This window comes from Solibacillus merdavium (assembly GCF_014836935.1).
In the GTDB taxonomy this organism is placed as follows: Bacteria; Bacillota; Bacilli; order Bacillales_A; family Planococcaceae; genus Solibacillus; species Solibacillus ferritrahens.
Map to the genome: position 1 here is coordinate 79,382 of NZ_JACSPW010000015.1, position 20,971 is coordinate 100,352.

A 20,971-nucleotide genomic window follows, 5' to 3' on the forward strand; every position below is an offset into this window, starting at 1 on the left:
ACTTTATATATTCGAATGATGGGCAGCCGAAGTAGAAACTTTTTCTTCTCTTTCGTTTGTTTTTCTCGTTAAAGAAAAGACTGCACATGCTAAAGCAACTAGTACAAGTGCGCCACCATACCAAGCTGCGTGAGAAATTGAATTGGTTTGATTTAAAACAATACCGCCAAATCCTGAACCCATTGAAATACCGATTTGTAATGCTGAATTGTTAAAGCTTTGCTGAATATCCGAAGTAGCTGGATCTGTTTGAATCAGGTAACTTTGCTGAGGTGGAGATAGACTCCAACTTAATGCACCCCAAATCATCATAACCGGTATAAATACAATAAGTGAAAAGGTCGTGAATGGCAGCAAGAACAGTACGACAGCAAACGAAATGATGACAATAATAATACTTTTAGGAGCACCAATCTTATCTGAAAGTGTACCTCCAAATGCGCCACCACTCACTGCGGCAATCCCGAATAATAGATAACAAAGACTGATCCAGCTTGAATTCAGATTAAGTTCCGTTTCCAGAAATGGAGTAAAATATGCATATATTGTATAATGGCCTGCCAGCATAAACATTGTGGCAAGATGGGCCGTACCAATTTTTGAACTGGTAACTGCCTTTAATTGTTGTGAAAGTGGAACGGCCATTTCACCTGGAATGCGCTCTAAATAGATTGAAATCAGGATAAAAGAGCCTACCGATAGAATGGCAATACCTAGGAAAATAACCCGCCAACCGAAATAATCGGAAATTAAAATTCCAAGTGGTACTCCTAATACAAGCGATGAACTAATCCCCATATAAATAAGACCTAGCGCCTTTGCTCGATGCGTCGGTGCAACAACTTTTGCAGCGATTATTAAAGAGAGCACAGTGATCAGTGATGTACTCATAGCACTTAAAACACGGGCAATCATCATAAAGGTGAAATCCGTACTGAAATAAGTCATGATATTACTGATGAAAAATATAAACAACGAAATAAGGTATAACTTTTTCCGTTCGACCTTACTCGTTAAAACTAATAGCACTGGACCGGCAATCGCATAAATAAGGGCAAATACCGTAATTAGCTGCCCGGCCGAGCTTATTGAAATATTCAAATCCGTTGCAATAATTGGAAGAATACCGCCAACGATTAATTCAACCAAACCTACAGCAACAGTTGATAATGCGAGTATAATAACTTTGAAATTCATAATCTGCTATACATCCTTTCTGATGAAAAATTTAGAAAATAAAAAAATCCTGATTACAAAAAATGAGATTAATCATTTTCTGTAATCAGGATTTTAAGGTTCCTGGTAGAGACCCTCAAGCCGTATCCTTGAGGTTATACAGTACTATATTACTATATTGTTGTGTAATAAAACGAGCACTTGAATAGTTTACTAGCTTTCATTTGATTTATCAAGTTTTTTAATTTTGATTTAACAGGGAGGGAAATAAATAAGTTTGTAACGTTTATTTCACGCTCCGCTATAAGTAAAGCTATATTTTCCTATTTTCTTCATAATGACACGGCAGAGGAAGTCTCCAATTGTAGTGAATTGCTGACAAACGTATTGCAACTACAACCAGAACGATTAGTGTGAGTGCGAGAGGGGAGCTCAAGCCAAGCCAAATAGAGATGGCACATAAAATAGTTAATATCGCATGAATTTCTTCCTTCAATGCAAGCGGTTTTCTACCAGCAATCACATCCCGCATTACCCCGCCGCCTACTCCTGTAAATAGGGCGGCCAAAATCATCACATCTAAATCATTGGAATAAACTTCACTTGCTAGCATGGCACCTTGAAGGGCAAAAGAAGCAAGACCAATTGAATCGAAAAACATTCCCCATCTTCTCCAATGGTCAGTCCATTTTAGTGGAATTAACACGATGATGATTAATGTTATGAACACTGTTAAAATAGTGGATTGCTCCCACAGTTCAGTAGCAGGAATCCCTATAATTACATTTCGAATCAGCCCTCCTCCAAAAGCTGTAATAAAACCTAAAGCAAATACACCTATAAATGAAAATCTCGCTTCAAGAGCGACAAATGCTCCCGTTGCTGCATATGAAATAATCCCGATAAAATGAAGAACAACCCATGACATCCTTTTATAACCCCCTTTAAAATACAAAAAACTCCACCACAAGACGTCTTTTAAAAAGACCTTGTAGTGGAGTAATAAATTAGCAATACCTACTAACGAATCAATCCATTTTATAAAATGTAAATAGCACCCCAACAAATAATTATTGGAATTCCATTTATTTCTTTTATTATACTATTTTGTTTTAAAAGAACAAGTTGGAGAGAGAAGGGTTTATTTTTTTTAAAGTTATATTGTATAGTTTGAATAAACTAGGGGGTGTGTACAAATGGGGAAGAAGGAAACCATTTTTAATGAAATCGTACGAAAAGTACGTAAAGAGCTATATGGAAAAGGACCGGATAGAATTTATACGCATTTCGTGGAGAATATGGCTGTCACAACGATGTACGGCATTCTGACACCTACTGAAAAATTTATTATTCAATCAGAAGAAGGAAAAAAGGTTATCCACAATGCGAGAACCCAAATGATTCAGGAAATTTATAAGCAACAGGTTCCTGAAGGATTGGAGGAGCTCGTCGAATCAAAGCTGCTTCATTTATTTTCGGATATAAAGGTGGAAGAGGATATGGCTGTATCGGTATTTATATTTGAAAAGTCAATTGTGTAGGGGTATAGGTACCATATTTTCAATTATTTCTTTACAATGGACTTTATTTCTAATAGAATGAGAAAAGATTAAAATACCTGAGTTGTTCAGGAGAGGTTCATAGCTGATACCCTCTATAAAAAACTATGGATACATGCATATTATGCCATGTCCATATCGGATGTGGCTTTTTTTATTGCATCCGATAGTTTTTTATTGATGATGATACGCTTAACCCCTCCTTGGAATACTTTGGTATGAACGAAGGAGGGGTTTTTCATGTCTAGTAGACACGAAAAAGATGGTTTAGAGGATTTAACGTTATTAGGAAATCAAAATGTGAAATATGCTTTTGAATATGCACCAGAAGTGTTGGAGTCTGTTGATAATATGCATGTTGGCCGCGATTATTTTGTGAAATTCAATTGTCCAGAGTTTACGAGTCTTTGTCCGATTACACAGCAGCCGGACTTTGCGACGATGTATATTTCGTATATTCCGGATCAGAAAATCGTGGAGAGTAAGTCGTTAAAATTATATTTATTTAGTTTCCGTAATCATGGCGATTTCCATGAAGACTGCGTGAATATTATTATGAATGATTTAATCAAGCTGTTAGACCCGCGCTACATAGAAGTATGGGGTAAATTTACGCCGCGGGGAGGCATTTCAATTGATCCTTGGTGCAATTACGGTCGTCCTGGCACAAAATATGAGGAAATTGCCAACTACCGTTTAATGAACCATGATTTATATCCAGAAAAAATCGACAACCGTTAAAAATTAAATATACCTTGCAGGTGAAAGAGGTTATTAGCGACCCTCTATAAAAAACTAAGATTAAACAGCACATAATCTTAGTGCTGTTTTTTCGTTTAAAAGGAGCAAAAAGATGAAGGACGAAAAAGCACTCGTCGTATTTAGCGGCGGACAGGATAGTACAACATGTCTGTTTTGGGCATTAAAAAATTTTAAAGCAGTGGAAGTTGTTACATTTGATTACGGACAACGGCATGCATTGGAAATTGAATGCGCTAAAAAGATTGCCGAAGAACAGAATGTACGACACCATATTTTAAATATGGAGCTACTGAATCAGCTTGCACCAAATGCCTTAACACGTGATGATATACCAGTGGAAGAAGGGGAAAAGGGTGGATTGCCATCAACCTTTGTACCGGGACGAAATTTACTGTTTCTATCGTTTGCGGGTGTGTTGGCAAGCCAAATCGGCGCAAAGCATATTGTCACAGGTGTATGCGAAACGGATTTTAGCGGTTATCCGGACTGTCGCGATATATTTATAAAATCGTTGAATGTGACACTGAATTTATCAATGGATAGCCCCTTTGTAATTCATACACCGCTCATGTGGATTGATAAAGCTGAAACATGGGCATTAGCCGATGAGCTTGGCGCATTTGAGTATGTTAGAGAGAAAACACTGACTTGTTATAACGGCATTATTGCGGATGGATGCGGGGATTGCCCAGCATGTAAGCTGCGATTACAAGGGATGGAAACGTACTTATACTCGAAGGAAACAGGAGAGGTATTATGATAAGAATTTTATTTTATTTAGTATCTATTGTGACGGCAAACGTTGTAACAGCACGTTTTGCACCGCTTGAATTGGGCATGTTTATTATACCGATGGGTTCATTCTTAATTGGTGCGACATTTATATTCCGTGACTTAGTGCAAAATAAATACGGTCGTAAAAAAACATATGGCTTCATTTTACTGGCATTAGTTTTATCTGCAACTGTATCGTTCTCATTAGGCGATACGTTAATTATTGTAGCTGCATCTGCACTATCTTTTTTAGTGGCAGAAACGGCCGATACAGAAATTTACACACGTCTAAAATTACCGATGGCGTGGCGTGTGTTCTATAGTGGAATTGTCGGAGGTTTTTTGGATTCTATTGTGTTTGTTGTAGTGGGGCTAAGTCCTTTAGGAGCAGGCTTTGTACCTTGGGCAGCGGTACCAGCAGCAATTGTAGGTCAAGTAATTGTGAAAACAGTAATGCAAATGGTGGGTGCCATGATTTTAAGTCAAGGGCTCGCTTATAATGATCGACGTCTAGCGAAAGCGGCTTTATCAACAGTAAGCAAAGGTTAAGATTTTAACAAAATGCCATTCCCAATGAATAGGGGGTGGCTTTTTATGGGTTTTAACTAAAAAATAAGCGGAGAATTTACCGTTATCTGCATACTGACCTTATTTTTAAGGGGAAATAACGGTAGTTTTTTCCGTTATTCAGAGAAAAAACAACTCTTTTCGTGTTTTGGAGCGCAATAAGCGGAATTTCTTCCTTTATTTTTGCTGTTTTTAAGATTTAAATCCTAATAAGGGAAATTTATTCCCTTATTTTTTTCAATATGAATACAAAAAACAAGGCTGCATTAAAAGTCAATTTGACCTCCAACACAGCCTTGTTCCAGTACATTCTTTTATAATTGTGGACCTCGTGTATCCTCGTCCACAATGACTAAAATCTTACCAGCTTTAAATTCTTCATCATAACGGTCTGCTTCCTCTGCGGAAATACCCATTCCTACAAAGGCACCTGCCAATCCACCAATACTACCGCCAGCAGCTAATCCTGTCAGCCCTGTAGCGATTGGTCCAGCAGCTACGATAGGACCTACTCCTGGAATGGCCAGAGCTCCAAGTCCTAAAAGGATACCACCAATGCCACCTAAAGCGCCGCCAGCAGCTAGACCTGCAGCTGCACCGCCTGCAACATCAGCACCTGTTTCAGTGGAAACGTGATCTATATCAGTTTTGCTTTTACTAATAATTGAAATATCCTCCGAGCGGTAACCTTGTCGCTTTAAATCCTCGATAGCGGCGATTGCCTCTTGTTCTGTATCATAATATCCTACAGTATGCTTTGCCATGTCTTTCATCCCCTCGGCTGTATATTTTCAACAATAATTAATTATAAAATTGGACCTCGTAAATCTTCGTCCACAATGACTAAAATTTTGCCGGATTCCACATATCCGCTGTAACGGTTTGCTTCATCTTCTGGAATCCCCATACCAATGAGAGCTCCAGCTAATCCACCGACACCTGCACCAGCAGCTGCTCCTGTTAAACCGGCTACAATCGGACCTGCTGCCACGATTGGCCCAATTCCTGGTATTGCTAATGCGCCAAGTCCAGCAAGTACGCCGCCAACGCCGCCTACTACTCCGCCAGCAGCTGCTCCTGTAGCAGCTCCTTCTGCGACTGCACCTGTTTCATCAGAAATTGTATCTACATTTGAGCTGTTTTTACTTACGACTGAAATATCTTCTGAACGATAGCCTTGACGTTTTAAATCTTCAATTTTCATGATTGCCTCTTCCTCAGTATTATAATAACCTACAATATGTTTTGCCATGTTTATCATCCTCTCCTTTGTTTCTTGCACAGTGTAAAAATACCCTGGTGGAAAATATATAAACATTATGTGGTTGATATTTATATAACTACTGCCTGAAAAAAGCAGTAATAGTAAGGGGTATAGATTTGCTTTTTTAATATAAAAAAACCCCCTTTTCAACAAGTTGAAAAGGGAGAAGAATACTTTTGGCGGAATTGTAATCTTACGGTTTTACCTATCGATATTAATAATAATGTCCTCAAGCTCGACCACTTTTATAGGGGATTTACTATTTTCTTCACGGTATAGCACACCGTTTTCAGGTACTTTATTTGCTGCCATTAATGTCAGAGTTTTCGCATCAGGATGAAGCTTTTCGTATGTGAACATATAATACATATCATGAATACCGCTTCCTGCATTAACCCCCGCTGCTTGAATGAGTTGCTAAAATGTGAAATAATTACGTTAACTTAATACAAATACACCTTCTAGGGTTCCGTATGCGCAGGCATAGTCTGGTCCGAGAGAAGGTGCGCAATTTTTTTTGCGTCACGGAAGGATAAAAGCCTGGGAGATATGTTGATGAACATTCCTCCTGGCTTTTTTATTTGTTGAAAAAATACAGGTTGAAATGAACTCAACGCACAATATAGAGGAGATGAGGAAAATGAAGTATTGGTTATTAGTTGTACTCGCTGCTGTGTTTGAAGTCGGTTGGGTAATCGGCTTAAAGCATGCCGCAACACCTTTGGAATGGTTTGGAACAGTGATTGCCATTATTGTGAGCTTCGGAATATTGATTTACGCGAGTGGGGTATTACCAGTCGGAACCGTATACGCGGTATTCGTTGGACTCGGTACATTCGGTACAGTCATCAGCGATATGGTACTATTCGGCAGCCCGGTTGAGCCGTTAAAAATCCTATTTATTTTTACATTATTAGCAGGTGTCATCATGTTGAAGCTTGCTACACCGGATGACAGCGGTACGGGAGGTGAGCAGTAATGGCTTGGATTTATTTAATTTTAGCAGGATTATTTGAAATGGTTTCAGTTGGATTTATGGGTAGGCTACAGCAGCGGAAGGATATCCTTTCGTTTGTGCTGCTTATTGTGGGCTTTTCTGCTAGCTTCTTTTTCCTGAGCCTTGCTATGAAGGTATTGCCAATGGGATTAGCCTATGCAATTTGGACAGGAATAGGTGCAGCAGGGGGGGCAATTTTAGGAATTGTACTATTTAAAGAACCGAAAAATGCCTTGAGAATTACAGCGATCACTTTAATTATCGGGAGTGTCATTGCGCTGAAATTGATTTCTTAATCATACTAATAACCAATTCTACAGATTTGTGTAGAGTTGGTTTTTATTTTAATATTATAAAATATTTTACAATTCCTATAGTAATAGTATAGAATAAAATAATAGAAAATTTAAAATACATAGAAAATAGTGAGGTAATCATTATGTTAGGAATCAAAAACGATTATTTAGTAATTGGTGATGTGAATGCACCTGTTAAAATGGAAGTATTTTTAAATTATGCATGTCCATATTGTGCTACTTTTTATGAATTAGTTGATCATACACTGCCTAAGTATTTTACAGAAGGTAAAGTGGCTTTAGTTGTGAAGCATTATGATAAGTCTCGGGAAATGCTGCTGCCTGGAACGCTAATTAATGCCAATCTGGATTACACCAATCCGGAAAGAACATTGGAAATCATAAGTGAATTATTTAAAAATCAAGCAACATGGGATAAGTATTCGAGTTTTGAAATAAAGAAATATATTGAAGAAAAATATGACTTAAAAGAAGAGCCTGCTAATATCGACCGTAGCTTACTGATTACAGCTGAAGCGATTGAACGTAATGTAAAAATGGTCCCAACTGTCTTTATCAACGAACATGAATTTCAATACCCACGTGAGATATTTGCAGAGGAATTAGTAGAAGTTATCGAAAAAGAGCTAAAGAATGCTGTAATTTAATTGTCTTCCAACATAACAGAAAGAAGGGGCTATCCGGAATAAAATTCTGGATAGCCCCTTAACTTTGAATGATTTAATTACTCAATACAGCTTTTAAACTGTTCCCTTGATTGGTCTCTGAAACCTGTAACGGCTCTTCTTCACCGTGCATTAGGCGATTTAAAATTTTCTCTTCTAGCTCAATTAGTGCCGGATTCGTTAATTTACGCGGACGTGGTGCATTCACCTCTTCATCATAGGCAATTTGACCGTCCTCAATTAAAATGATTCGATCTGCTAATCGGACCGCTTCTCCGACATCATGGGTTACAAGCAATGCCGTGAAGTTATTTTTTTCCCAAATGTTTTCGATTAGATTTTGCATTTCAATCCGAGTTAAGGCATCAAGAGCACTTAACGGTTCATCCAGCATTAACAATGATGGTTCATGGATTAAGGCTCTCGCCAATGCAACACGTTGCTTTTGACCGCCTGAAAGTGTAGATGGCCACTCATCTTTTAAAGGTAATAATCCAACCTTATTTAAAGCTTCTTCGGCCTTTGCTTTCCAATCTCCTGTCAATCCTAAACCGACATTGTCTATAACTTTCTTCCAAGGAAGTAAACGCGAATCCTGATACATCATTTTCACATTAGCTTCCGATTTAGTAGCAGGGACGCCATCGAATAATAACTCGCCGGCAGTAATTTCCTCAAGGCTTGCCACAAGGCGCAGCAGTGTACTTTTCCCACTGCCACTTTTACCGATAATGGCAATGAATTCACCTTTATCAAAAGAGATGGAAATATCATGTAAAATTTCTTTTGGTCCGAATGACTTTTTTAAGTTTTTAATATCAATTTGAATTGCTTCCGGTTTCATGCTAAATGACCTCCTTATTTCGTATAGCTTGCATTCCACTTTAATGCGCGGTTCTCACCAAACTGTGCAATCAAATCGGCTAGCTTACCAAGCAATGCATAAATGATAATGCTTAAAATAATGACATCTGTCTGCATGAACTCACGAGCGTTTGTCGCCAAATAGCCTAATCCTTCATTAGTCGGGATTGTTTCAGCGATGATTAAAGTCAGCCACATGACACCTAGTGCATATCGTAAACCGACAAAAATAGATGGCAGTGCCCCTGGTAACAATACATCTTTGAATAAGCTCCAGCCCTTTAAGTTGTACATGCGACCCATTTCTACTAAATTAGGATCCACATTACGGATACCGTGGAATGTATTCACGTAAATAGGGAAGAGCACCCCTAATGCCACTAAGAAAATTTTTGCATCTTCTCCAATACCAATCCATACGATAACAAGCGGAATAAGCGCCAGGTGAGGGATATTCCGAATCATTTGAATCGTTGTATCTAAATAAATGTAGGATTTTTTTGATAAACCATTTAATACACCTAATACAAATCCAATGACACCACCGATTAACATTCCCGTTAATGCGCGCCATAAGCTTACGCCAATGTGGGTCATTAAATCGCCATTTACTAGCAGATTCCAACCCGTCTCAACGATTGTCAGTGGGGACGGGAACAATGAAGCCGATATAACTTCCAAACGTACAATGATTTCCCAAATCACGACGAGCACCACAGGAATAACCCATGGACGAAAATCTAGTTTCATACTATTTAACCTCCTATATAAAGTAAGCGAGAGCATAATCGCACTCGCTTACTCAATTTCCTATTTAGTCCAAACTTTATCTTGGATAGTTACTTCTACTGGAATCAATTTTAGTTCGAAGTATTTATCCGCCTGTTTTTGCTGTGTTTCAATAATTTCGTCTGTAATTTCGGATGCACCGAATGTACGACGGTTAATTTGCTTACTAATAACCTCTTCTTTAATGCCAAGTGCTTCAGACATAATCGCGATTACTTCCTCGCGATTTTCGTTAGCCCATTTATCGGACTCATCAATTTTTTCTAAAATGAACTCGACTAGCTCTGGATAATTATCAACAAATGTTTCTGTTGCAAAATAGAATGTACGGTTAGGGTAGCCGTCGATATCCCCGTTTACTAATGTAATAGAATCTGTTTCAAGCTCTGCCGATGCAAAGAATGGATCGTAAGAAGCTAAAGCATCGATTTGCCCTGTTTCAAATAATGCACGACCTTGTGCTGCATCCTCAGGATATACCCACTCTACATCATCCACTGTTAAACCGACTGACTCTAGAGCAAGTACTGTAGAATAATGATGGTTACCACCTTTTAAAGCGCCAACTTTTTTACCTTTTAAATCTTCAAGCTTTGTGATGCCTGATTTTTTTAATACGACAATTCCAACACCTTCTGGATTTGGATTATCTGCCCCTACGTAGTAGAAAGGCTTATTGGAAGCTTGAGCGAAAATACCAGGGCCATCCGCAGCGTGACCGAAATGAATTGCCCCCGCATAAATGCCCTCCATTAAAGTATTACCGTGTGTGAATAATTCCCATTTAATCTCTAAATCTTTTTCTTTAGCAGCTTCATCTAAAATACCTGATTCTTTTAAAATGTGTAATGTATTCCCTTTTTGATAGCCAATATTGATTGTCTTTAACTCTTTCCCTTGTGCATTACCTGTTGATGCGCCGTCCTTTTCATCGGATGAACATGCAGTTAACACTGCTAATACTAAAAATAAACCAAATACTGATAATAGCTTTTTCATTATTTATCCTCCATTTTTAAACAAATCGATAAAGTGCATTTGTAATTTCTTCTACCTTTTGTGTAGCTCCTTTAAATTGAAGCGCGAAAAGTCTTTCACCACCGGCTTCCAGTACGTCTGCAACTACACCTTTTCCAAGCGGCTCATACAGTACAATATCGCCACCTTGTAATGATAGGCGTTGCACTTTTGAATTCCACTCTTCATCTATATAACTTGCGCCTTTTTCAAGCTGTAATAGCGTTGACCAAAGTGCTGCTGTTTCTTCAATATTACGGACAGCAAATGCTGCACCGTCTACTTGAACATCACCTAGCGTATGGGGTGCAATTACTCCGCGTGCTGTTAGATCCTCAAGTCGCTCATTATCTTTTTCATCCCACTCGATAAAGAAAGGTAAATGTAATGATTCATCTTGTTTGCCTGCGAATAATAATTTCCAAGTGACCAATGTGCCATCTGGGCGAGTACGACTGAAATCAGTCGGACCATTCACTTCCAGCCCTTGTGCTTTAAAGTGTTCTGCTAGCTCCTGTAAATTATCTGAACGAAGTGCAATACGCTGTGGGCCAGACTGTAGATTATTTTCGATGAATGTATCACGTAGGCTGTATTTTACGCTGCCGGCTTCTTTTACAAGTGCTTCATCAAAGATGCCGATTAACTCTACATAACTTAAATCAAAGTAGCTAAGTGTGTTGTAAGTGCCTAAATTTTCATGACGCCCCCCTTGAACAGCGTGCAAGCCTAACTTTTGAAATGCCTCTGCTGCTTTTGTTGGGTCAGGCGTTAAATGGACAAAATGATCGAACTGTAATGTCATATATATCGTCTCCTCACAATCTAATAAATTCAAAATTATTATAAACAAATAGATTTAGTTGGTTTAGTGGCAAGAACTAAAGGTACGTTCAATTCCAGCTTATTTAAATGTTAAGGATTCATTAACTATAATCCCTATAAATTTAATACACATTAACTTAGTACTACTTTAAATATTGCGGTACGAAAAGTCAACATAAAATTCAGAAAAATTAAATATCTCAATAGGGTTAAGGGGGGGATTAACAGGACCCTGTAATAATAAAAAGAAAATGACTGCTTAATCCCATCTTTATTTCCTTCTAACCATCCCTAAAAATTTCTGTTACACTAAATTTACAGTAAATTCTAACAATTTAAAGGGGGAGCTTTATGGAAGAAGTTAGGGAGATAGCTTTAAATGAAAATATTATTGCTACGCTAGATACTATTGTCGAAACTGTTTTAGGAAGTGACAAAGCAACCATTACATTGAGAGATCGGGCTTCGGGGGAAATTATATATTCATATCGAGGGGAGCATTTAATGCGTCCGGCTTCCAATATGAAAATCATCACCGGGGCAACTGCGTTATCTGAGCTAGGGTTGGATTTCCGATTCAAAACAGAACTTTATCTGGACGGGCAAATTGAGGATGGCACATTGTACGGGGATATTTACATAAAAGGCTACGGAGACCCTACAATAAATGAAGCAACACTCAAGCTTTTTGCGCAGAAGCTGTCGGAACAAGATATTCAAAAGGCAACCGGGATGATCATAGGCGACGATACATATTTTACAGGAGATACATTGCCGCCGGGTGTTGACGAGGAGGGGGAGACGCATTATTATGGGGCGCGGATTTCACCCATTACGATGTCACCGAACGATGATTTTGATGCAAGTACGATTATTATAGAAGTGACTGCGCGTAACGTAGGAGAGCAGCCGGACTATGTAGTCATTCCCCATTTGAGCGGGATGCAGATTTTTAATGAGGCACTCACAGTAGTAAATGATAGAGAAAATACGCTTGAAATTCGTCGCATTAATAATACAAATCAAATCAAAATCACAGGTGAAATTCCTGAAGGGGAAAGTGCAAAAGTATGGGTATCACATCAGGACCCAACAAAAAATACGCTGCAATTTTTCAAAGTGTTATGTGAACAGGTGGGCATACAATTCAGTGAACAGTGTAGGATAGTAAATGGTATTATTCCTCAACAAGCGGATCTTATTTATACGCACGAATCTGAAACGCTTGAGGAAATGTTCTCTATTTTTATGAAGCTCAGCAATAATAGTATGGCGGATATTTTTGTGAAGACAATGGGGAAACTTCAGCACGGAGTAGGGGATTACGCGCATGGTCTGCAAGTTGTACAGGCCTACTTGGAAAAGCATCAAAATAATTTTGAGGCATGGCAGTTTGTCGACGGATCAGGGCTTTCGCATGGCATCCGCCTCCATTCAAATGGCATCTCACAGCTATTGTTTAAGCTTCAGAAAGAGCCTTACTTCCCTCAGTTTTTCGCTTCACTACCGGTTGCAGGGAATACGGATCGTCTCATCGGCGGTACATTAAAGGATCGTTTTTTGGAGCCGGAATTACAAAATACGATATTCGCCAAAACAGGATATATTCATGAAGTAAACACTTTATCCGGTTATGTAACAGGGGAAAGTGGAAGAGACTATATTTTCTCCATTATGCTTGAAGGCCGAGAAGAAGGAATTCCTTTTTTAGATGAAGGATTAAAGTCAATGATTGTTTATTTATAACTATATGAAACAAATAATTCTGAAACTTTTTTGTACAACACCCGTAAAACAATAAGGGGGTGCACAATGAAGAAAAGAATTGAAGCTATTGACGCATTAAGAGGGTTTTCGCTATTAGGAATACTCATTGCGAATATGCTGTATTTTCAATACAGTGATATAACGCAAAATACAATAGATCCGACAACTTGGTGGGATAAAGGGGCATTTTATTTCACAAAAATATTTGTAGAAGCTTCATTTTATCCGATATTTGGATTTTTGTTTGGATACGGCATTATTTTATTTATTCGCACGTTGGAAAATCGGGATTTAAAAACAAGAGGTCCATTATGGCGGCGTGCCATTGGTTTAATGATTTTAGGCGTCTTACATATTGCTTTTGTATGGGATGGCGACATTTTATTTACTTATGGTGCAGGTCTAATCATCATCATGTTATTTATTAAACGTAAGGTAAAAACTCTGCTCATTTGGGCAACGGTTATGACATTATTAATGGCACCACTATTATTACTGAAAACGGATTTCTTGGCACTTGCAGCAAATGAGGATATTGTCGCTGTTTTAGCAAGCGGTACCTACTGGGAAGTTGTCCAGCAACGCATCGGAATTACTGAAGATATTCCATTTTTCATTGTATTACTAGTCATACCTATTGCGGTTGGTTTTATGGCTTTACTGTCCTTTTTCGTCATTGGCCCATTCGTATTATTAGGAATGGCTGCAGCCAAAACAGATTTCTTTGCGAATATTAGTGGGAAAACAGTATTATTAAAACGGTTAGCATTATTAATTCCAATAGGTCTGGCCTGTAAAGCATTGTTATTTTGGGACCACTTTGCCGGAAAGCTGTTATATGGTGCAGGGACATATATGCTGGCACTTGGTTATATGGCGCTCTTTACGCTCCTTTATTTAGCCAATCATGAAAGCAAGTTATCTAAAGCATTTGCAAGCGTTGGCCGTTTATCGTTAACGAATTACTTAATGCAGTCGCTAATTTTTACAACGATTTTCTACGGATACGGATTAGGTTTCTTCGGGGAGCTGGGCGTCGCAATTGGGTTGGTTCTTGCAGTTGCTTTCTATGCCATTCAACTTTTCGTCTCCACACTTTATTCAAAACGCTTTTCGATTGGCCCAGTAGAATGGTTGCTTCGTAAATTCATTTATTTAGGGAAAGGTTGAAGGAAGATGTTGTTAGAAATGACTTCCGAAATTTTTGCCCATAAATAAGCGGAGATTTTACCGTTATTTGCGGATTGAACCTGTTTTTACAGGAAATAAAGGAAGATTTTCCGCTTATTCATCGAAAAAATAACCATTTTCATGTTTTTTAGTGTAATAAGCGGAATCTCTCCGCTTATTCTGGTAGTTTTTTAGTTAATTTTCATAATAAGGGAAATTCCTCCCTTTATTTTTATGGAGGGACTAAAATTCAAAAAAAGTGCCCTCGAAAAAAGGGTGCTTTTTTTATTTTAATGAAACTATTTTTTAATTACACAGGTCTAACGGTTAATCGGGAAAGGAGGCAGCTATGAATTTGCGAACATTTGAAGAGATTGTACATTCACATGGCGATTATATACTGCGCCTTTGTTATACATATACGAAAGACTGGCAAATGGCTGAGGACCTGACCCAGGAAACCTTTATCCGTTTTTACACGGCACAGGAAAAGTTCAGACAGGAAGCCGATGTAAAAACCTATTTATATCGCATTGCGGTCAATCGCTGCAAAACTTATTTGGCGAGCTGGCGTTATAAACAAACACAGCTGATCGAGATTGGCCAAAAATTAATTTCAAAAGATAATGTCGCCTTACAAATAGAGCGAAAAGATGAGGCAAAACAGCTGTATGAAAAAATAGAAGGGCTACCTGTAAAATACCGGGAAGTACTCGTATTTTATCATTATTTTGATTGGACAACAGCACAAATTGCAGAGCTACTCAGTTGTTCAGAAAATACGGTGAAAACGCGGCTGAGGCGTGGGAGACAGCAACTTAGTCAACTATTGGAGAAAGGGGGCATAACGGATGGATCCGATTAAAAAAGTGCTGACAGATGAGCTGGAAGGAAAAAAGCTATCACAAGAAGCAAAACAAAAAATTTTAACAATGAAACCGCGTAAAAAGAGAAATTTCATCCCGCAAATTGCGGCTATCTGTATATGTGCTGTCGCGCTGTTTTTATTTTTAACGAATACGGAAAAGAAGGCGCCGCAAATGGAAGCAGCTAATGCGATGTTCGGCCCTGTAGACGAAGCCATTGTAGACTATTTTAATAAAGAATCACCGAAGCTACAAATGGAGCCTGGAAAACAGGAGGATCCGTTTCATAATGGGGACGCCTATTTAATGCGACTTGCCCTTGAACAGAATAGTGGTCAATTTTATAGTGACTCCTCATTGACGAAAAGTGAACGCTACATAGTCAGTGAGCTGTTGCATTATATACAAGAAGCAATTTGGCACAATAACACTAGGGTAGAAGTCAACCCAGTTCAATCGATCGATCAGCTTGTAGAACAGGCACCGGCACTTATTTCACAGTTAAAGCCGAATGTTGAAATGCCCTATATGAAAACAGTGGACGAAAAACAACAGCAATGGAATTATACTTCGTTTGATAAGAAAAGGTGGATATCGTATGTAGTCGTTTTAGCTTTACTGTTGGCGGCTATTATTTATTTAATAAAGTACAAACATTTTATTATTGTAGCATTTGTGATCTTTTTAGCTTTGGTGTCCTTTTCACAACCATTTTGGCAACCTTTCAAAGATGTGAGCGCATATGATGAAAAGACATTGATCGAAGTTGTTGAACATGAATTGAAAAAAATGAATATACGAGTTGTTGGACAGCCGGAACTTCAATATGCCGCCTCGATTCATAAAGTAAGAACAGCACTTGTCTCCTTTGAGGATGGCATGACGGTACTAGCTGAATTCGATTATAATAATGGCCGATATATAAATCACGGTATGACATGGCATTCAGGTAATATTTTCAGTAATATATCGATCGTTCAAAATGAACAGAATACTATCAATGTAATGGCTTTTAAAGCAGGTCATCATGTAGCAAAAGTCCGTATTGAAAATGAACAGAATTATTTGGCTGAAGCTACATTAAAAGAGCAGAAACCTACAATAATTTATTTTAAAACACCAAAGGGATTAAGCTCCTACTCTAGAGTCTACTTTGATGCTAATGGAGAACGGGTTCAATAATGAAGAATATAAGCGGAGTTTTCCTTCGTTTCATCCGCAATATAGATAAGCAAAAACATCCATTTCTCTTATGAAGGAAAAATGGATGTTTTTCAGTTTGCCATGGTGGTCTTTTCATCTCATTAATCACTGTTTTTCTAATACCTTCCGTTCAATCATTTCCACACCTTTATACATAATTGTTGCTAACACGATAATGATTAAAAGCGCCAAGAATACTAGTGTGAAGTTAAACACCTGGAAGCCTGAAATAATCAAGTAGCCGAGCCCGCTGGATGATACTAAAAACTCCCCTACAATAACCCCAACCCAGGATAGACCGACATTTACCTTTAGTGTTGAAATGATCGTCGGAGTAGAGGCAGGCAGAATAACATGGCGGAATGTTTCATATTTAGAAGCGCCAAAAAGCTGCATGACCTTCACATAATTTTCATTGACTTGCTGAAATGCTGAAAAAATAACAAGGGTTGAAATAATAACCGATATCAGTACACCCATTACAAGTACTGCCAGCATATTCGGCCCGAAAATCACGAGGATAATCGGTCCAATCGCTACTTTAGGCATCGCATTCAATACGACAAGATAGGGGTCCATCACATCGGCAAATGTTTTCGATGACCACAAGGAGATAGCGAGCAATGTTCCGAATAATGTCCCTAGTATAAAGCCGACAACCGTCTCAAACATGGTTATCGCAATATGGGGAAACAATGACCCATCGCTTATTTTCGCGATGAACATGCTTCCAACTGCACGAGGACTACTGAAAATTAGTGGGTCCAGTATCCGGAAATGTGTAGTAACTTCCCATAATAGAAGAAGACCAATAAGAATAACAAATTGAAAAGCGAATATTTTACGCTTTTCTTGACGTCGCTGCTCATTATATTGCTGTTGTAATTGATCAATATTCATCTGTATCAAGCTCCTCCCATATTTCTTGGAAAAGTACTTGAAAAGCAGGAGCGTTACGAGCATCAAATGGTGTAAGCTCGCGAATTTCCTGCGGGATGATGAAGCTTTTTAAAATAGTCCCTGGCCGTGCGCTGAAGATAAATACTTTATCGCTCATCGCAATAGCTTCACTAATATCATGCGTTACTAAAATGGTCGTTGTTGAAAACTGCTTTAACGTCTCCGATACAAAGTTTTCTAAAGATAGCTTTGATCGGAAATCGAGCGCGGAAAATGGTTCATCCAGGAGGAGTAATGTCGGTTTGACGGCAAGTGTGCGCGCAAGTGCAATACGTTGGCGCATCCCTCCGGATAGTTGTGGCGGGTATAATTTCTTTGTATGCGCTAATTCGAATTGCTCCAAAAGTTCATCAACAATATCATGGTTTTCCCTTTTTAAAAGGGTTAGCCCGAGTGCTACATTCTCCTCGATTGTTTTCCACGGAAATAAAAAATCCTGCTGAAGCATATAACCAATTTCTACGTCTCCAGCAAATTGAATCTCACCGGCCGTTGGAGTTAACAAACCTGCAAGTAAAGAAAGAAGTGTCGATTTCCCGCACCCACTCGGACCTAAAAAAGAAACAAATTCACCCGCTCCAACTGAAAAATTTACATTTTCAAGGGCAGTTGCTACTTGCTGTTCCTTAAAAAAATGGTGAGTTACATTTTTTACATCTAAAAATGTCATTTTACTTCACAACCGCATCAGCAAATGATCGGTTTACTAGGTCTTCGTAGGATGGTTCAAAATCCAATACCCCAGCCTCCGTCATAACATCAAGTAAATTTTGGAACTCCTGATCATCGATGATAGGATCCTTCGCATAAGATTCCTGGTCGCGGTAACGTGTTACCACCTGCTCGATAATGGATTGCTCAGTGTCCTCGAAATAAGGAGCAATTGCTTTTGCCACTTCCTCACTCGATGCACTGTAAACCCATTGTTGTGCTTTATATAATGCTGTTGTAAAGCTTTCGACTAATTCCTTTTCTGTAAGAGTACTTTCCTTTGTCATAAACACTGTATATGGAATCGCACCAAGCTCTTCACCGAAAGAAGCAACGATCTTTCCGATACCCTGTTCTTCAAAAATACTCGCAGTTGGCTCAAAAAGCTGTACATAATCACCAGTACCGGAAGCAAAGGCATTGGCAATATTAGCAAAATCAATGTTTTGAATAAGTGTTAAATCATTTTGTGGGTCAATTCCCTGCTGCTTCAGAACAAACTCGCCGGCCATTTGAGGCATCCCACCTACACGTTGACCTAAAAATGTACTTCCTTTTAAAGCATCCCAGCTAAAGTCAACATCCTTATCGCGTGCCACTAAAAACGTCCCATCTGTTTGCGTAAGCTGTGCAAAATTGATGACAGCATCATTTGGATTTTGCCCCGCTACATAAATAGACGTTTCTGCCCCAATTAATGCAATATCAATTCCATCTGATAAAAGGGCTGTCATCGTCTTATCTCCACCGGGAATAGTTGAAAGCTTTATAGACAAACCTTCATCTTCAAAAAAGCCTTCTTCAATCGCCGCATAAAGAGGGGCATAAAAAATAGAACGAGTTACTTCACCGACTTTTACTTCCTGCAAATCCTTTTGTCCACATCCTGCCAATAACAATAAAACCCCTACAAAAAGGGCTGTTCGTAGCCATTTCATCTGGTCATCCTTTTCTCAAATAGTGTTGTAGTATCGTATGCAGCAGGAAGGTGAGAGGTGTTACATACAACTTTACATTTCACTAAGCTAAAACGTTCATGGTACGATAAAGATAATTATTTTTTGTTATAAGGTGGAGAGTGCGATGAATATAAATCATTTGAAAGGACAGCTTGCAAAGCCGCAACCCTTATTTTTAGGGGAGGAAACGGCCTTTCGTTCGGCAGTACTGATTCCTCTTGTTGAAAAAGAAGGGGAGTGGCATGTGTTATTTGAGGTGCGTGCATTAACAATGCGGAAACAACCCGGAGATATTGGTTTTCCTGGAGGGAAAATTGATGATACTGATGCATCTCCGCTTGCAGCTGCGCTTCGTGAAACGCATGAAGAGCTAGGAGTCGATCAACAATCGATTCAAATTTTGGGACACTTAAGCCCGTACGTTGTTTCACCATCATTTGTCGTCTACCCATTCATTGGCGTTATCGAGCCGTCTGAGCTGGATGCATTTAATAAGGATGAAGTCGAGGAACTATTTACGGTACCGCTGGATTGGCTACTGACACATGAGCCATATGTGCATTATATTCCGATAGAACCAAAGCCTTCGATTGATTTTCCATTTGACAAAATTGCGAATGGGGAAAATTATGAATGGCGCACAAGCCGTATGGAAGAATGGTTTTATGAATATAGAAACTACACAATATGGGGATTGACAGCAAGGCTATTAAAGTACTTTGTGGCAAAGATAAAATAAAATGGCTTCAATCTTCGGTGGCTGACACCAAGTCTAGCGTAATATTAAACAGGGAGCTGGATTAATTGCTTTGTATGATTATCCTGGACTTCACAACAGAGGGGACTGTTTAAGTAAGCTTCTACAATCATCATTTCATCAATCGATAAGTTTTTCGCAACCGGAACATTCAGTGAGCGAGTCGAGCAGTCATACATGAATTTAATCAATATTTTATTGTTTGTACGAAAATGGAGCCTTTGATTGTCTTTTGACGTGATAATAATCGTATAGCGACTCATTTTATTCCTCCTTTATTTATGTAATATTATAGTTTTCAGTGTGAAAAATGTAAATATTTTGATAATTGATGGGGTGCCTCAAAATAGAAGGCAAAAAGAAAATAACAGGCGATTTCTTTTTTTATAAAGAGAATAATCGCCTTTTTTAATTTTATACCTTTTTAAATACACGAACCTCAGATAAATGATTGAAAGATGTGCAAAGGAATTTAAAGATAGCAAACATATAGCCCTTTTCTAGAAACATCTAGGATTTATAAAAAAAATAGCATATGATAAAGGCATCGAAAAAAAACGGGAGGCAGTTATGAAAAGGAAAAAATTTTTATATTTAGGTATCGGGCTAGTAATTGCAATTGCTGCAGTATTGGACATTGCTTTTAAAGGGTTAGGATATCAACTGCTTCAAAAACTGTTTTAGTAGCAGTCTTCCCCGCTTCATTTATTAATGAAGACGGGATTTTTTTATTTTTAAAGCTGCAAATTGGGCGATTTTTATAAAAAGAGAAAATAGATATGATTTTTTCTTGGTGATATATAAATAAGAAGAAACTAATAGTAAAAAAATATAGTGAAAAAAGTTTTTAAAAACTGTTGACGGTTTATTAAAAGGAGTGTAATATTCTAATAGTCGTCAGCAACGAGCTGATAACAAAAAGCAAATGAACCTTGAAAACTGAACAAGCAACGTTAATGAAACAAGCTTCTTTAATGAAGCAAACAATAGATTATAACTTTT

Annotated in this window: 25 protein-coding genes and 3 riboswitches; of the genes, 12 read left to right on the plus strand and 13 right to left on the minus strand. The window is 38.4% G+C overall.

Features of this window, described 5'->3' with window-relative positions; genetic code table 11:
- Positions 1-3: 3 nt before the first annotated feature.
- Positions 4-1,197 carry an MFS transporter gene (locus H9632_RS14875; RefSeq protein WP_191704857.1) on the minus strand — a complete coding sequence of 398 codons (1,194 nt, stop codon included), beginning with the start codon at positions 1,195-1,197 and terminating at the stop codon, positions 4-6.
- 62 nt (positions 1,198-1,259) lie between these two features.
- Positions 1,260-1,359: riboswitch (purine riboswitch) on the minus strand.
- A 130-nt stretch (positions 1,360-1,489) separates the two neighbouring features.
- Positions 1,490-2,104: a trimeric intracellular cation channel family protein gene (locus H9632_RS14880; protein WP_191704858.1), complete on the minus strand. Its 615-nt coding sequence runs from the start codon at positions 2,102-2,104 to the stop codon at positions 1,490-1,492.
- A 268-nt stretch (positions 2,105-2,372) separates the two neighbouring features.
- Here H9632_RS14880 and H9632_RS14885 point away from each other — a divergent pair, with 268 nt between their 5' ends.
- The 4 genes from H9632_RS14885 to H9632_RS14900 all read left to right on the plus strand — a co-directional run bounded on the left by H9632_RS14885 (position 2,373) and on the right by H9632_RS14900 (position 4,820).
- A complete protein-coding gene (locus H9632_RS14885; RefSeq protein WP_191704859.1) occupies positions 2,373-2,717 on the plus strand; it encodes a DUF2294 domain-containing protein in 345 nt (114 codons plus the stop codon).
- Positions 2,718-2,803: 86 nt separating this feature from the next.
- A riboswitch (PreQ1 riboswitch) is annotated at positions 2,804-2,850 on the plus strand.
- Between the two features lie 125 nt (positions 2,851-2,975).
- The gene (gene queF, locus H9632_RS14890) at positions 2,976-3,476 is read left to right on the plus strand and encodes a preQ(1) synthase (RefSeq protein WP_191701623.1); all 501 of its coding nucleotides are present in this window, start codon (positions 2,976-2,978) and stop codon (positions 3,474-3,476) included.
- A 112-nt stretch (positions 3,477-3,588) separates the two neighbouring features.
- Positions 3,589-4,257, plus strand: coding sequence for a 7-cyano-7-deazaguanine synthase QueC (gene queC / locus H9632_RS14895; RefSeq protein WP_191704860.1), 669 nt, complete (start codon positions 3,589-3,591; stop codon positions 4,255-4,257).
- On the plus strand, positions 4,257-4,820 hold the full coding sequence (locus H9632_RS14900) for a VUT family protein (RefSeq protein WP_191704885.1): 564 nt from the start codon (positions 4,257-4,259) through the stop codon (positions 4,818-4,820). Before queC ends, H9632_RS14900 begins: the two co-directional genes overlap by 1 nt.
- 332 nt (positions 4,821-5,152) lie before the next feature.
- Here H9632_RS14900 and H9632_RS14905 read toward each other — a convergent pair whose 3' ends face one another.
- From H9632_RS14905 to H9632_RS14915, 3 genes are all read right to left on the minus strand, one after another.
- Entirely contained in the window at positions 5,153-5,602 is a 450-nt protein-coding gene (locus tag H9632_RS14905; RefSeq protein WP_191704861.1) for a general stress protein, read from the minus strand.
- A 41-nt stretch (positions 5,603-5,643) separates the two neighbouring features.
- A complete protein-coding gene (locus H9632_RS14910; protein ID WP_191704862.1) occupies positions 5,644-6,090 on the minus strand; it encodes a general stress protein in 447 nt (148 codons plus the stop codon).
- Between the two features lie 213 nt (positions 6,091-6,303).
- Complete coding sequence (locus tag H9632_RS14915; RefSeq protein ID WP_191704863.1) at positions 6,304-6,471, minus strand: hypothetical protein; 168 nt, start codon at positions 6,469-6,471, stop codon at positions 6,304-6,306.
- A gap of 81 nt (positions 6,472-6,552) precedes the next feature.
- Positions 6,553-6,651, plus strand: a riboswitch (guanidine-I (ykkC/yxkD leader).
- Positions 6,652-6,742: 91 nt separating this feature from the next.
- On the opposite strand from H9632_RS14915, the gene H9632_RS14920 reads away from it, so the two are divergent.
- From H9632_RS14920 to H9632_RS14930, 3 genes are all read left to right on the plus strand, one after another.
- Complete coding sequence (locus H9632_RS14920; RefSeq protein WP_191704864.1) at positions 6,743-7,081, plus strand: DMT family transporter; 339 nt, start codon at positions 6,743-6,745, stop codon at positions 7,079-7,081.
- Complete coding sequence (locus H9632_RS14925) at positions 7,081-7,395, plus strand: DMT family transporter (RefSeq protein ID WP_191701619.1); 315 nt, start codon at positions 7,081-7,083, stop codon at positions 7,393-7,395. The genes H9632_RS14920 and H9632_RS14925 overlap by 1 nt, the downstream gene beginning before the upstream one ends.
- Positions 7,396-7,538: 143 nt before the next feature.
- Positions 7,539-8,063: a thioredoxin domain-containing protein gene (locus tag H9632_RS14930; protein ID WP_191704865.1), complete on the plus strand. Its 525-nt coding sequence runs from the start codon at positions 7,539-7,541 to the stop codon at positions 8,061-8,063.
- Between the two features lie 73 nt (positions 8,064-8,136).
- Here the strand turns inward: H9632_RS14930 and H9632_RS14935 are convergent, their stop codons facing one another.
- From H9632_RS14935 to H9632_RS14950, 4 genes are read right to left on the minus strand one after another with little or no spacing between them, the layout of a single operon-like run.
- The gene (locus H9632_RS14935; RefSeq protein WP_191704866.1) at positions 8,137-8,925 is read right to left on the minus strand and encodes an ATP-binding cassette domain-containing protein; all 789 of its coding nucleotides are present in this window, start codon (positions 8,923-8,925) and stop codon (positions 8,137-8,139) included.
- 14 nt (positions 8,926-8,939) lie between these two features.
- Entirely contained in the window at positions 8,940-9,695 is a 756-nt protein-coding gene (locus H9632_RS14940; protein WP_191704867.1) for an ABC transporter permease subunit, read from the minus strand.
- Between the two features lie 60 nt (positions 9,696-9,755).
- Complete coding sequence (locus H9632_RS14945; RefSeq protein ID WP_191704868.1) at positions 9,756-10,733, minus strand: aliphatic sulfonate ABC transporter substrate-binding protein; 978 nt, start codon at positions 10,731-10,733, stop codon at positions 9,756-9,758.
- Positions 10,734-10,749: 16 nt separating this feature from the next.
- The gene (locus H9632_RS14950; RefSeq protein WP_191704869.1) at positions 10,750-11,556 is read right to left on the minus strand and encodes a VOC family protein; all 807 of its coding nucleotides are present in this window, start codon (positions 11,554-11,556) and stop codon (positions 10,750-10,752) included.
- Positions 11,557-11,927: 371 nt separating this feature from the next.
- Between H9632_RS14950 and dacB the strand changes: the two genes are divergently transcribed.
- From dacB to H9632_RS14970, 4 genes are all read left to right on the plus strand, one after another.
- The gene (gene dacB, locus H9632_RS14955; RefSeq protein WP_191704870.1) at positions 11,928-13,322 is read left to right on the plus strand and encodes a D-alanyl-D-alanine carboxypeptidase/D-alanyl-D-alanine endopeptidase; all 1,395 of its coding nucleotides are present in this window, start codon (positions 11,928-11,930) and stop codon (positions 13,320-13,322) included.
- Positions 13,323-13,388: 66 nt separating this feature from the next.
- A complete protein-coding gene (locus H9632_RS14960) occupies positions 13,389-14,513 on the plus strand; it encodes a DUF418 domain-containing protein (protein ID WP_191704871.1) in 1,125 nt (374 codons plus the stop codon).
- Between the two features lie 349 nt (positions 14,514-14,862).
- Complete coding sequence (locus H9632_RS14965; protein ID WP_191704872.1) at positions 14,863-15,378, plus strand: RNA polymerase sigma factor; 516 nt, start codon at positions 14,863-14,865, stop codon at positions 15,376-15,378.
- Positions 15,365-16,561, plus strand: coding sequence for a hypothetical protein (locus tag H9632_RS14970; protein WP_191704873.1), 1,197 nt, complete (start codon positions 15,365-15,367; stop codon positions 16,559-16,561). Before H9632_RS14965 ends, H9632_RS14970 begins: the two co-directional genes overlap by 14 nt.
- Before the next feature lie 126 nt (positions 16,562-16,687).
- Here H9632_RS14970 and H9632_RS14975 read toward each other — a convergent pair whose 3' ends face one another.
- From H9632_RS14975 to H9632_RS14985, 3 genes are read right to left on the minus strand one after another with little or no spacing between them, the layout of a single operon-like run.
- A complete protein-coding gene (locus H9632_RS14975) occupies positions 16,688-17,482 on the minus strand; it encodes an ABC transporter permease (protein WP_191704874.1) in 795 nt (264 codons plus the stop codon).
- Positions 17,472-18,212: an ABC transporter ATP-binding protein gene (locus H9632_RS14980; RefSeq protein WP_191704875.1), complete on the minus strand. Its 741-nt coding sequence runs from the start codon at positions 18,210-18,212 to the stop codon at positions 17,472-17,474. Before H9632_RS14980 ends, H9632_RS14975 begins: the two co-directional genes overlap by 11 nt.
- Before the next feature lies 1 nt (position 18,213).
- A complete protein-coding gene (locus H9632_RS14985) occupies positions 18,214-19,191 on the minus strand; it encodes an ABC transporter substrate-binding protein (RefSeq protein ID WP_191704876.1) in 978 nt (325 codons plus the stop codon).
- Between the two features lie 145 nt (positions 19,192-19,336).
- Between H9632_RS14985 and H9632_RS14990 the strand changes: the two genes are divergently transcribed.
- Positions 19,337-19,951: an NUDIX hydrolase gene (locus tag H9632_RS14990; protein WP_191704877.1), complete on the plus strand. Its 615-nt coding sequence runs from the start codon at positions 19,337-19,339 to the stop codon at positions 19,949-19,951.
- A 44-nt stretch (positions 19,952-19,995) separates the two neighbouring features.
- On the opposite strand, the gene H9632_RS14995 is transcribed toward H9632_RS14990, so the two are convergent.
- Positions 19,996-20,232 carry a hypothetical protein gene (locus tag H9632_RS14995; protein WP_191704878.1) on the minus strand — a complete coding sequence of 79 codons (237 nt, stop codon included), beginning with the start codon at positions 20,230-20,232 and terminating at the stop codon, positions 19,996-19,998.
- Positions 20,233-20,971 lie beyond the last annotated feature (739 nt).

What these genes read in the sequence shown, in the direction of transcription:
- H9632_RS14905 (WP_191704861.1), bottom strand. Translation starts at nt 5,602, where the DNA reads ATGGCAAAGCATACTGTAGGATATTATGATACAGAACAAGAGGCAATC.
- H9632_RS14910 (WP_191704862.1), bottom strand. Translation starts at nt 6,090, where the DNA reads ATGGCAAAACATATTGTAGGTTATTATAATACTGAGGAAGAGGCAATC.
- H9632_RS14880 (WP_191704858.1), bottom strand. Translation starts at nt 2,104, where the DNA reads ATGTCATGGGTTGTTCTTCATTTTATCGGGATTATTTCATATGCAGCA.
- H9632_RS14995 (WP_191704878.1), bottom strand. Translation starts at nt 20,232, where the DNA reads ATGAGTCGCTATACGATTATTATCACGTCAAAAGACAATCAAAGGCTC.
- H9632_RS14915 (WP_191704863.1), bottom strand. Translation starts at nt 6,471, where the DNA reads ATGTATTATATGTTCACATACGAAAAGCTTCATCCTGATGCGAAAACT.
- H9632_RS14950 (WP_191704869.1), bottom strand. Translation starts at nt 11,556, where the DNA reads ATGACATTACAGTTCGATCATTTTGTCCATTTAACGCCTGACCCAACA.
- queC (WP_191704860.1), top strand. Translation starts at nt 3,589, where the DNA reads ATGAAGGACGAAAAAGCACTCGTCGTATTTAGCGGCGGACAGGATAGT.
- H9632_RS14960 (WP_191704871.1), top strand. Translation starts at nt 13,389, where the DNA reads ATGAAGAAAAGAATTGAAGCTATTGACGCATTAAGAGGGTTTTCGCTA.
- H9632_RS14875 (WP_191704857.1), bottom strand. Translation starts at nt 1,197, where the DNA reads ATGAATTTCAAAGTTATTATACTCGCATTATCAACTGTTGCTGTAGGT.
- H9632_RS14980 (WP_191704875.1), bottom strand. Translation starts at nt 18,212, where the DNA reads ATGACATTTTTAGATGTAAAAAATGTAACTCACCATTTTTTTAAGGAA.
- H9632_RS14985 (WP_191704876.1), bottom strand. Translation starts at nt 19,191, where the DNA reads ATGAAATGGCTACGAACAGCCCTTTTTGTAGGGGTTTTATTGTTATTG.
- H9632_RS14975 (WP_191704874.1), bottom strand. Translation starts at nt 17,482, where the DNA reads ATGAATATTGATCAATTACAACAGCAATATAATGAGCAGCGACGTCAA.
- H9632_RS14970 (WP_191704873.1), top strand. Translation starts at nt 15,365, where the DNA reads ATGGATCCGATTAAAAAAGTGCTGACAGATGAGCTGGAAGGAAAAAAG.
- dacB (WP_191704870.1), top strand. Translation starts at nt 11,928, where the DNA reads ATGGAAGAAGTTAGGGAGATAGCTTTAAATGAAAATATTATTGCTACG.
- H9632_RS14935 (WP_191704866.1), bottom strand. Translation starts at nt 8,925, where the DNA reads ATGAAACCGGAAGCAATTCAAATTGATATTAAAAACTTAAAAAAGTCA.
- H9632_RS14965 (WP_191704872.1), top strand. Translation starts at nt 14,863, where the DNA reads ATGAATTTGCGAACATTTGAAGAGATTGTACATTCACATGGCGATTAT.
- H9632_RS14885 (WP_191704859.1), top strand. Translation starts at nt 2,373, where the DNA reads ATGGGGAAGAAGGAAACCATTTTTAATGAAATCGTACGAAAAGTACGT.
- H9632_RS14930 (WP_191704865.1), top strand. Translation starts at nt 7,539, where the DNA reads ATGTTAGGAATCAAAAACGATTATTTAGTAATTGGTGATGTGAATGCA.
- H9632_RS14945 (WP_191704868.1), bottom strand. Translation starts at nt 10,733, where the DNA reads ATGAAAAAGCTATTATCAGTATTTGGTTTATTTTTAGTATTAGCAGTG.
- H9632_RS14925 (WP_191701619.1), top strand. Translation starts at nt 7,081, where the DNA reads ATGGCTTGGATTTATTTAATTTTAGCAGGATTATTTGAAATGGTTTCA.
- H9632_RS14940 (WP_191704867.1), bottom strand. Translation starts at nt 9,695, where the DNA reads ATGAAACTAGATTTTCGTCCATGGGTTATTCCTGTGGTGCTCGTCGTG.
- H9632_RS14920 (WP_191704864.1), top strand. Translation starts at nt 6,743, where the DNA reads ATGAAGTATTGGTTATTAGTTGTACTCGCTGCTGTGTTTGAAGTCGGT.
- queF (WP_191701623.1), top strand. Translation starts at nt 2,976, where the DNA reads ATGTCTAGTAGACACGAAAAAGATGGTTTAGAGGATTTAACGTTATTA.
- H9632_RS14990 (WP_191704877.1), top strand. Translation starts at nt 19,337, where the DNA reads ATGAATATAAATCATTTGAAAGGACAGCTTGCAAAGCCGCAACCCTTA.